The 9293-nt window shown below is 42.4% G+C and carries 10 protein-coding genes and 2 pseudogenes; 8 read left to right on the top strand and 4 right to left on the bottom strand.

What is annotated here, in order from left to right; genetic code table 11:
- A pseudogene (locus ACJAZP_RS19265) lies at positions 1-134 on the bottom strand (diguanylate cyclase domain-containing protein); the annotation flags it as partial.
- Positions 135-435: 301 nt separating this feature from the next.
- On the opposite strand from ACJAZP_RS19265, the gene tnpB reads away from it, so the two are divergent.
- Both tnpB and ACJAZP_RS19255 read left to right on the top strand, forming a co-directional pair.
- Positions 436-633, top strand: a complete 198-nt coding sequence (gene tnpB / locus ACJAZP_RS19260) for an IS66 family insertion sequence element accessory protein TnpB (RefSeq protein ID WP_415232365.1) — start codon at positions 436-438, stop codon at positions 631-633.
- Positions 634-831: 198 nt separating this feature from the next.
- Positions 832-1104, top strand: a complete 273-nt coding sequence (locus ACJAZP_RS19255) for an IS66 family transposase zinc-finger binding domain-containing protein (RefSeq protein ID WP_415232368.1) — start codon at positions 832-834, stop codon at positions 1102-1104.
- A 474-nt stretch (positions 1105-1578) separates the two neighbouring features.
- On the opposite strand, the gene ACJAZP_RS19250 is transcribed toward ACJAZP_RS19255, so the two are convergent.
- Positions 1579-1755: a tyrosine-type recombinase/integrase gene (locus ACJAZP_RS19250; RefSeq protein WP_415232367.1), complete on the bottom strand. Its 177-nt coding sequence runs from the start codon at positions 1753-1755 to the stop codon at positions 1579-1581.
- A gap of 305 nt (positions 1756-2060) precedes the next feature.
- Here ACJAZP_RS19250 and phnC point away from each other — a divergent pair, with 305 nt between their 5' ends.
- From phnC to ACJAZP_RS19225, 5 genes are read left to right on the top strand one after another with little or no spacing between them, the layout of a single operon-like run.
- Positions 2061-2924, top strand: a complete 864-nt coding sequence (phnC, locus tag ACJAZP_RS19245) for a phosphonate ABC transporter ATP-binding protein (protein WP_415232364.1) — start codon at positions 2061-2063, stop codon at positions 2922-2924.
- 4 nt (positions 2925-2928) lie between these two features.
- Positions 2929-3792 carry a phosphate/phosphite/phosphonate ABC transporter substrate-binding protein gene (phnD, locus tag ACJAZP_RS19240; protein WP_415232363.1) on the top strand — a complete coding sequence of 288 codons (864 nt, stop codon included), beginning with the start codon at positions 2929-2931 and terminating at the stop codon, positions 3790-3792.
- 9 nt (positions 3793-3801) lie between these two features.
- Complete coding sequence (phnE, locus tag ACJAZP_RS19235; RefSeq protein ID WP_415232362.1) at positions 3802-4608, top strand: phosphonate ABC transporter, permease protein PhnE; 807 nt, start codon at positions 3802-3804, stop codon at positions 4606-4608.
- Positions 4609-4617: 9 nt separating this feature from the next.
- Positions 4618-5634, top strand: a complete 1017-nt coding sequence (locus ACJAZP_RS19230) for a phosphonate dehydrogenase (protein ID WP_415232361.1) — start codon at positions 4618-4620, stop codon at positions 5632-5634.
- Entirely contained in the window at positions 5622-6503 is an 882-nt protein-coding gene (locus tag ACJAZP_RS19225) for a LysR family transcriptional regulator (protein ID WP_415232360.1), read from the top strand. Before ACJAZP_RS19230 ends, ACJAZP_RS19225 begins: the two co-directional genes overlap by 13 nt.
- Positions 6504-6756: 253 nt before the next feature.
- Here the strand turns inward: ACJAZP_RS19225 and ACJAZP_RS19220 are convergent, their stop codons facing one another.
- The gene (locus ACJAZP_RS19220; protein WP_415232366.1) at positions 6757-7203 is read right to left on the bottom strand and encodes an IS66 family transposase; all 447 of its coding nucleotides are present in this window, start codon (positions 7201-7203) and stop codon (positions 6757-6759) included.
- 35 nt (positions 7204-7238) lie between these two features.
- Positions 7239-8378, bottom strand: a complete 1140-nt coding sequence (nirK, locus tag ACJAZP_RS19215; RefSeq protein WP_415232359.1) for a copper-containing nitrite reductase — start codon at positions 8376-8378, stop codon at positions 7239-7241.
- A 728-nt stretch (positions 8379-9106) separates the two neighbouring features.
- Here nirK and ACJAZP_RS19210 point away from each other — a divergent pair.
- Positions 9107-9293: pseudogene (locus ACJAZP_RS19210) on the top strand (HAD family hydrolase); the annotation flags it as partial.

Here is a 9293-nt window from a genome sequence, read left to right as displayed (position 1 = left end):
TCACTTTCATTTTGATTGGTGTCTGGGAGTAATATTACAAACTCCTCCCCACCGTAGCGAGCGACACTATCAGTTTCACGCTTTATGCTCGATAGTAATGTTGCAGCGACACGCCTTAAGCATTCATTACCAAATACATGTCCATAGAATCGTTAATCGCTGCCCGATAATGGCTTTTAAAATGTTGGTTAAGTTTAATAAAATTTATTTGTGTCATGCCTAATTAGAAAAAACTCAAGACTCCATCAAGAGCTTAAACAGAATTGCTAGAGTGTATGGTGCTAAGGCAAAGTGTCAAGACAGCGTGGCTAGTTTCAGAATAATTAATACTATTTCGCATTTTTTCTTTGTCTTTAATTCCACATAACTTATCAACCCATAGGTAAGTTCTTTTAGTTCCGCTGTCGTCAGATGCTTATATTATGATGGGAGATATTGAAAATACTCAACTGGGGTAGGAGTGGTTTTTGTTTATGGTATAAACGCCTCGAAAAGGAAAAGTTCAAGTACCCACGTAAAGATAGTCGTCGTGTTGTTAATCTTAGCGAAGAACAACTGCACTGGCTGTTGCGCGGCTTTGATATTAATAAACTGCAATCCCATAAAAAGTTAAATTTCTACTCGGGTTTTTGAGAATCATCGAGTAAAATAGTGGCATGTTATCAACCACTGAATTCGTTAAAAAAAATACTCATTAAATTGCTTCAAGAAATACTGCGAGTACAACGCTATAAAGATTATTGTGCGTCGAGTGAGAAAGACTCAGGTCAAAGCCAGTTATTTAATGAGGTTTAAGAAGACTTTTTTGTAGATGAAAGCGACGCGGCTAGCATTAACGCTCCGGCTCCTACGCGTAAAAAGAAAAAATGTGCTTCCACTCCTAAAGAATCACCTCGTGAAGATATTATCCACGATCTTCTCGACGCTGAAAAAATCTGTCCACACGATGGCTCTGAACTTAAACTTATTGGTGAAGAAACCAGTGAGCAGTTGGACATTGAGCCAGCAAAGATAAAAGTACTGAGTCATCGTCGAATTTCGGTCACCAGACCAATCTCGTCAAGTTGCGGTTTATCTTTTAGTGATACTTGGTCAGAAAACTAATTAACTTGGTAATAGACAGTCATTTACGAATTAAATTTATCGTTAGCCACAGGCAGGAAATATTATTTCAAACAATGGCAGAAATTCGCCCCTAAGCAGTCACTCAACGACCTTGCGTAATTCAGGATATTTTAGCCAGTTTGAAAGTTGAGATAACTAACGGAATTGAGCAAAAGCCAATCTTCTAGTATTGCTGGAATACCCATTACTTTTTGTTGAAAGTCAACCCATTTGGTTTGACGATATCAGCTCAAAAAGCACTAATAAAGTGCACTGCCGCGTGAAAAAAATCAGACCTTTCTATGATTAAAGAAAACCAAATATTCAGTGAGTAGTTTGTGCCAAAAGACTACATATAAACACTTAATTTGAATGTCGTCTTTCGGACTTTGACTGCCTCTTAGTGGTTTCTCTAAAGCATATCTAAAGGACTGGAAACGCTTTGAACCCCTTGCCGAAGAACAGGTGTATAGATCATGGTTGTCTTAGGTCTTTCTGCCCCATTAACTTCTGAATAGTTCTGATGTCCGTGTCATATTGTAATAAGTGAGTTGCGAAAGAGTGCCGTAAGGTATGGCAAGTGATTCGTTTGTTGCACTGTATTTCTTCGGCGGCTTTTTTAACTGCTTTCTGTATCGTTCTAGACGAAATATGCCTGTCCTAGATATTTCTAGATGTTTATCATCACTCATAATAATGGTGTCCTAGGTTCAAATCCCGGTGTAGCTACGACTTATATCAGAGGCCTAATATACGCATACTAGGTATTTGATATTGCGTTTGTGAAAGTTTTTCCACATATACATATAGAGTATCCGTGAGTTCCTTTTCAAACCAGACAGTCAAGCTATGACATAAAATAGTCATCTAAACTTCATTTGTCTGTCATATTCAAACCTTAGTATCGGATTGTGAACCGCAATACAGCGGTGCGAATTATTGTGAAAGGTAATGACATGACGTTAAGCTACTCACCTCAGCCAATTTTGTCCACAGACGATCTTGGCATAATCTATCCCGGCGGAATTGAAGCATTACGTACAACCTCAATCAACTTTCAACGTGGTGAATTCACCGTGCTGTTAGGTTTATCAGGTGCGGGGAAATCATCTTTGTTGAGGTCACTGAATCATTTAGTGAAACCTACCTCGGGTAAAGTAATTTCTGCTGAATTCGGAATACTGGATAATCAAAGCACACTGCGCCGGCATCGACGCAAAACCGCGATGGTGTTTCAGCACCATCAACTGATTCTACGTCACACAGCCTTGCAGAATGTACTCATGGGGCGGCTGGGGTATCATTCATTCTGGCGTAGTTTATTGCCGCCACCAAAATCCGATCTTGAACTGACATTGCATTGTCTGGATCGCGTTGGCCTTGCTGATAAAGCCTTGGTGCGGGTCGATCAATTGTCAGGCGGCCAGCAACAACGAGTCGGTATTGCCCGAGCTTTGGCCCAGCAGCCGAGTATTATTCTGGCGGATGAACCTGTCGCCAGCCTAGATCCATCCACCTCCGAAAAAATATTGTCTCAATTGAAACAAATCTGTGCCGAAGACGGCATTACTTCTATCGTCTCATTGCATCAGCTTGAATATGCCAAACGTTTTGCCGATCGCATCATTGGTTTAGCTCAAGCCCAAGTGGTGTTTGATGCCGCTCCGCAAGAGCTTGATGACAAACAGATCAAGTTGATTTATCAACAATCGGACAACCCCAAACAAAAAGATAAATATACCGCCGATACACAATCCAAATTTTCTTATCAACCTTTACCCCCTAAAACTGCAACACAACTGCAAAACAACTGGAGATAGTAGAATGAAAATTTTTAAACAAATACTCTTAGCCACCACCTTGCTGGTGACAGCCATAAGCGCCTGTATGGCAGCAGATGCCGATCCGGATATGCTCAAAGTCGCCTTGCTGCCGGATGAAAACGCTTCCGAACTAATCAAGCGCAATGAACCCTTAAAAAATTATCTGGAAGCCAAGTTAAACAAAAAAGTGGAATTAATAGTCACGACTGATTATTCGTCCATGATTGAAGCTATGCGCTTTGGCCGTATTGATCTGGCTTATTTCGGCCCGCTGTCTTATGTGATGGCCAAATCAAAAAGCGATATTGAACCGTTTGCGGCAATGATAATCAACGGTGTACCTACATACCGTTCCATTTTGATCGCCAATACAGAGTCCGGCATTGATGCCTATGCCGACATTAAAGGTAAAAAAATGGCCTATGGCGATCGCGCCTCAACGTCCAGTCATCTCATCCCGAAAACGCTTCTTTTAGAAGAAGGCGGTATCGAAGCGAAAACCGATTACGAACAACACTTCGTCGGCTCGCATGATGCTGTGGCTGTCAATGTGGCTAATGGTAATGCAGATGCAGGCGGGCTTTCTGAGGTGATTTTTAAGTATGTGGTGGAACGTAAACTCATTGACCCGGCAAAAGTGAAAGTTTTGGGCTATAGCAAACCTTATCCACAATATCCCTGGGCAATGCGCTCCAACCTTAATAACGATCTCAAAGTGAAAATTAAAGATGCGTTTGTCACCATGGATGACAAAGAAGTATTGAAGAATTTCAAAGCCGAGGGATTTGCGCCGATTACCGATGCTGATTACGACGTAATTCGTGTTATGGGCAAATTACTGAATCTTGATTTTTCCAAGATGTAAGGAGGATTTATGGATACCCACCTGATTACACAAACAGATGTGCTGCGACGTTACAGCCAGCACTGGAAACGTAAAACCCTGCAGGTGGTGACCTTATTGGTCATCGTTCTGCTGGCAGCTTGGTATGTGAATGTACTGAACTTCGAAATTTTGGCAAATGGCTTGCCTGCAATCGGAACTTTGGCTGGCGAGTCTTTCCCTCCGGACTTTACCAACCTTCAAGACTGGTTTGCACCCTTGCTGGATACGCTGGCAATGAGTATTGCCGGTACCGCAATTGCAGTTATGTTTTCTGTGCCTATGGCATTCCTAGCGGCGCGTAATACCTCACCCCATGGTGTGATCTTTCAGCTGGCGCGCATCGTTTTAAATGCCCTTCGATCCGTTCCGGAACTGATTATGGGGATTATTTTTGTGGCAGCCGTCGGCTTCGGTGCCTTACCCGGTGTGCTGGCTTTAGCACTGCATTCCATCGGTATGGTAGGTAAATTCTTTGCCGAAGCGATTGAGCACGTGGATGAAGCGCCGGTGGAAGCTGCCCGTGCCGCTGGTGCCTCACCGATGCAGGTGCTCTATCACGCAATTCTTCCCCAAGTGATGCCGCAGTTTGCCGATGTCGCGATTTATCGCTGGGAATATAACTTCAGAGCTTCGACAATCATGGGCATGGTAGGCGCTGGCGGTATCGGTTTTGAACTGATGGGTTCACTTCGCATTATGCAATATCAGGAAGTACTGGCGATCCTGCTAGTGATTCTGCTGATGGTCACATTGGTCGATGCGTTGAGCGGCATGCTACGCAAAAAATTCAAGTAGGAGATAACGATGAAACCAAAACTGGTAATCACGCATAAAGTACATGAAGAGGTGTTGGCCTTATTAGCACCGCATTGTGAGTTGATCACGAATCAGACTCCGTTCAGCTTATCACGCAACGATACAATGAAACGGGCGAAGGATGCAGAAGCCTTGATGGTGTTTATGCCGGATCGGGTAGATACCGCTTTTTTAGAGGCTTGCCCGCAACTGAAGGTCATTGGTGCGGCATTAAAGGGCTATGATAATTTTGATGTCGATGCCTGTACTGAACATAATGTCTGGCTGACCTTTGTACCAGATCTATTAACAGTACCCACAGCTGAATTAACCATCGGCCTGATGGTCGGATTAATTCGGCATATACGGGCGGCGGATCAACATGTACGTATTGGAAACTTTAAGGGCTGGCTTCCACAGTTTTACGGCATGGGAATTGAAGGATCCACTATTGCGATTATCGGCATGGGTGCGATTGGTCAGGCCATTGCACAAAGGCTGAGCGGCTGGGGTTCAACGTTAGTCTATACCGACACTCAGCCTCTGGACGCTGAACAACAGGCAGCATTAAAACTTGAATTTTTGTCTTTGGACGACGCCCTTGCTCAGACCGATATCGTGATTATGGGACTGCCATTAAACTCGCAAACGCAACATCTATTAAATGCACAACGTTTACAGCAGATGCGGCCCGGTTCATTTCTGGTGAATCCCTGCCGTGGGTCTATCGTTGATGAGAGTGCCATTTTACATATGCTGAACAACGGCCATTTAGCTGGATATGCCAGTGATGTTTTTGAAATGGAAGACTGGGCACGCATCGACAGGCCAAAGGAAATCAATCCCAATTTATTAGCACATCACAACACCTTGTTCACGGCACATATCGGTTCAGCGGTGAGCAAGGTCAGGTTAGCCATTGAAACACGTGCGGCTGAAAATATTCTCAGGGTTTTGAACGGCGAGCCTCCATTGGATCCGGCCAACCAATTACCCTCACAAAAGGAAATAGCATGCTCAATCTGATCTGGCTGAAAAGTTTTATCATGGTGATTGAGCAGCGCAGTTTTCAAGCAGCTGCCGAGCAGCTGGGATTAGCCCAGCCAACTATCTCGCAGCATATTCAGAAGCTAGAAGAAACGCTCTGCGTATCCTTGATTCATCGGGTGCGTAGCGGTTGCCAGCCGACTGAGTATGCCCTTCGTCTTTTGCCGTATGCCCAGAGCATGTTGCGACTACATGACAGAGCCTTGCTGGCTGTGGATCAACCCTCCATGAAAATTGGAGCCAGTTCAAATATCGGCATTTATCTGTTGCAGCCTTACCTGCAGAATTACCTGCATAAACAAGTGTTTATAGATGACAAACTGGATATCGTAATAGACAGCAACCCAGTCGTTGCCGAAAAACTGGAAAATGCTGAAATCGATATCGCCTTGATGGAATGGTGGCCAGGTAAAACCGGTTTTGAATCTCAAGTCTGGAAAACCGAAGCATTAGTCTTGATTACGCCTCCCGATCATCCGCTTGCAAAACTGTCATCGATCAGCAAATCAATATTGTCCGGGCTGAATTTGTTAGGTGGAGAATCTGGCAGCGGAACAGGAAGGATACTCAAAAGCTATCTGCAGGAATGCCAGCATTTGCCCACAGTATCAATGCAACTGGGCAGCACAGAGGCCGTTAAGCAGGCGGTTCGAGCAGGCATAGGGATATCGCTGGTATTTGCATCGGCTGTTGTTGATGAGGTGCAACACGGAAGTTTATGTGCAATCCCTTTAGAGGATCATGCGCTAACAAAAGACATCCAGCTGGTCTGGCGACAGCAACCGACCATTCACCAAAAACAGCCGAAATTTGTTGAATATTTACTCAGCTCACAGCTCAATCTTTAACAAAAAAATGTGATACTGCTCCCAAGCCAATATAGATTCATCCAAAGTGTGACCCGACAAGCACTTTAAAAACACAAATGATTCTTAGGATCATTGGGTCAGAATAGTTGATTTTCGAGCAAATATTGGGGGGGTGGGTTGGTCACTACGTCATTTAAAGATAAGCCGTTTAAGTTAATGCTGAAACAGGAAATAGAGAAGAAATTCTTTTAGGTGGCGGGTTCAAGACTCAAACTGGCTGTTTTATCTCTAGCTAAATAAGGCTCCCGAGCGGCAGCTTTGCGGACAAACTACTCACTGAATATTTCGTTTTATTTGAACGAATAAAGGTCTGATTAGCTAAAGCGAACATTTTAAGAATGCGGGAATACCCATTAGGGGTTCTGTCAAGAAAGCCGCCAAATGTCACACATGTCGCTATAACCCACATATAGCTTTTACTTTGTGCCGTTTTATTGGGTTTATTTAATACTTGCAGCGGCGTTTCATCCATATGCAATACAGATTGTTCATTTATAAATTCAGATAAATGATTGATTAACGGCTGTACTAGCGCCCCCATCTTTATCATTAAGTTTGCTAAGGTTGTACGATCTAGTTCAACACCAGTACGTTTAAAAATAGCAACTTGACGATAAAGCGGTAAGGTATCGCAATACTTGCTGGTGGCGAGGTAAGCAAGAAGCCTAGGTGCTGCTATCGATTTTTCGTTATTGATCCCTTAATAGACGAGTCTTACGTTATTGGGCTGGGTTTTTGAACCTGCTCCATCAGAGAGTTATTCCAATCGCCTTCAACAGATACATGAGCTGCTGCACCCTTCATAATCGCCTCGATCAAGTTATGATTTACGTAGGCGTATATACCAGGTTGTTTAAATGTGTACATAGCAGCACCAGCTTCGCCACCAAGCACAGACCAAGTTTCACGATCAACAGTGGGGGTGTTGGAAAATGAACCTCCAGGCCAAACTAAATCACCATGGCCACCAATTAAGTGAATTCGTGTATCTTCATTTGCTTGTGAGTGAAGGAATAAGACTGTTTCACCAACCTTAGCTTGCATGGCATTATTACCTGTTAACGCATCAACTTTACCATTAAAAGTAATGTGTGTTGGTGTCAAACCCTCCATTACTTTTAACGTATCGCCCATAGCCTCAACAGAAGAGCTGTAGCGTTTGTACTTACCTGTTTGAACATCTTTAGGGATATACCAACCCTGTTCGCCAATATAATAGGCTTTATCATATTTAACAGGCTGACCGTAGTTATCTTTTAAGCCATCGCGAGGTAACACTAGTAAAGCACCATACATACCGGCAACAACATGATAAGGAATCATAATGCCGCCCGGTGCGCAGTGATACACAAAAACTCCTGGCCTATCTGCTTTAAAACGTAAGATCGTTTGCTGTCCTGGAGCCACATGCGTTAATCCGCCGCCTCCAAGTGCACCTGTAGATCCATGAAAATCTATGTTGTGAGTCAATGTATTAGAGCTGGGATTTTTTAAAGTAAGTTCAACATAATCATGTTGATGAACCACAATCATGGGGCCAGGATTTGTCCCATTAAAAGTCATCGCCTGAACAAAAACGTCTGGTTTTACTTCTATTTCTTTTTCTTCGATAGTCATGGTCATTTGAACGACTTTGGGTGCACCCTTGGCAATTTGATCATGCGTTGGTAAAAAAGGCGGGTTGACGAGTGTTTGTTTTACACGCTCTAAGTCTTGGATGCGCGATTCAGTCTCAGCGCCTTTAATTTTGTTAGTAGCTTTTGCTGAAGCAGACGAATTGATTAGTGCTGTTGAAGCAACTGCAAGTGAGGATAATAAAAAATCTCTTCGTTTAATGTTAATTAACTTCTTCATTTTATCTCCTTTATTAATAATAGTTCTCAGACTAAGTATGCATTAATAAAGAGAGCTATCCTTGATATACATCAAGACAGGAAAACGAATAACTATTGAATATTTACGACAAAAAGTTCATAAGTCGTCACGTAATTTTTTAATAGTAATGACTTAAAAGTTGATAATAATATGTGGAGTAATGAGTTTTATTTGAATGATTAATAGGCTCTTCTGAAATAAAAATTTTAGTGCGAGAAAATCTTGATATTATAACGAACAGACTTTAAGACGCTTGTACTAAAGATTTTTTGATCATTAAAATAAACGTAGATTACTTTGATAAAAATTCAAGGTGTTATTTACAGCTGATAAACTGCAGTATCGACAACCTCTGAAAGTCAGACTATTCGATTGACAAGCGCAGATAAGGTATAGATAGGTGTGGCTCAAAAATCGAGCTTGTAGGTTATTTTTAGGCTGGGAACGCTTAATTAGCAAGATACTGCAAGATTATAGAAAGCTAATAACCAATGGGTCAATAATTAGAGTGATTGGTTAAAATATTTGCCTTATTAACCGCGATAATTAATTGCCGTGTTTGGATCGTCTAGGGTAAAATATCAAAGGGACGTATTTCATCGTTTACTCGCGAAATAACAGTCATCAGAACAAGAGGCATTTGATCTGATCTAATCAGTCATCGCGTAGGTACTGGCTAATAGTATTTGAAATACAAGGCGTAAGCATTGAATAACATTAAAGGTTTTATTTTTGATTTGGACGGGACTCTAGTAACGTCATCGTTGGATTTTTTAGCGATTAAAGCTGAGATCGGCTGTCCTGTTGATATAGATGCTTTGGTATATATTGCACAGCTGCCCACCCAGCAACAGCGGCAGGAGACTATGGAGATAATTCATTTTCATGAAATGC

The organism is Psychromonas sp., assembly GCF_047632955.1.
Lineage (GTDB): Bacteria > Pseudomonadota > Gammaproteobacteria > Enterobacterales > Psychromonadaceae > Psychromonas.
The sequence above is the reverse complement of the archived record's forward strand: the minus strand, read 5'-3'. Positions and strand labels throughout refer to the sequence as shown.

Bases quoted from the DNA above. Each gene is read 5' to 3' on its own strand.
- phnC (WP_415232364.1), top strand. From the start codon at position 2,061: ATGACGTTAAGCTACTCACCTCAGCCAATTTTGTCCACAGACGATCTT.
- phnD (WP_415232363.1), top strand. From the start codon at position 2,929: ATGAAAATTTTTAAACAAATACTCTTAGCCACCACCTTGCTGGTGACA.
- phnE (WP_415232362.1), top strand. From the start codon at position 3,802: ATGGATACCCACCTGATTACACAAACAGATGTGCTGCGACGTTACAGC.
- ACJAZP_RS19230 (WP_415232361.1), top strand. From the start codon at position 4,618: ATGAAACCAAAACTGGTAATCACGCATAAAGTACATGAAGAGGTGTTG.
- ACJAZP_RS19225 (WP_415232360.1), top strand. From the start codon at position 5,622: ATGCTCAATCTGATCTGGCTGAAAAGTTTTATCATGGTGATTGAGCAG.
- nirK (WP_415232359.1), bottom strand. From the start codon at position 8,378: ATGAAGAAGTTAATTAACATTAAACGAAGAGATTTTTTATTATCCTCA.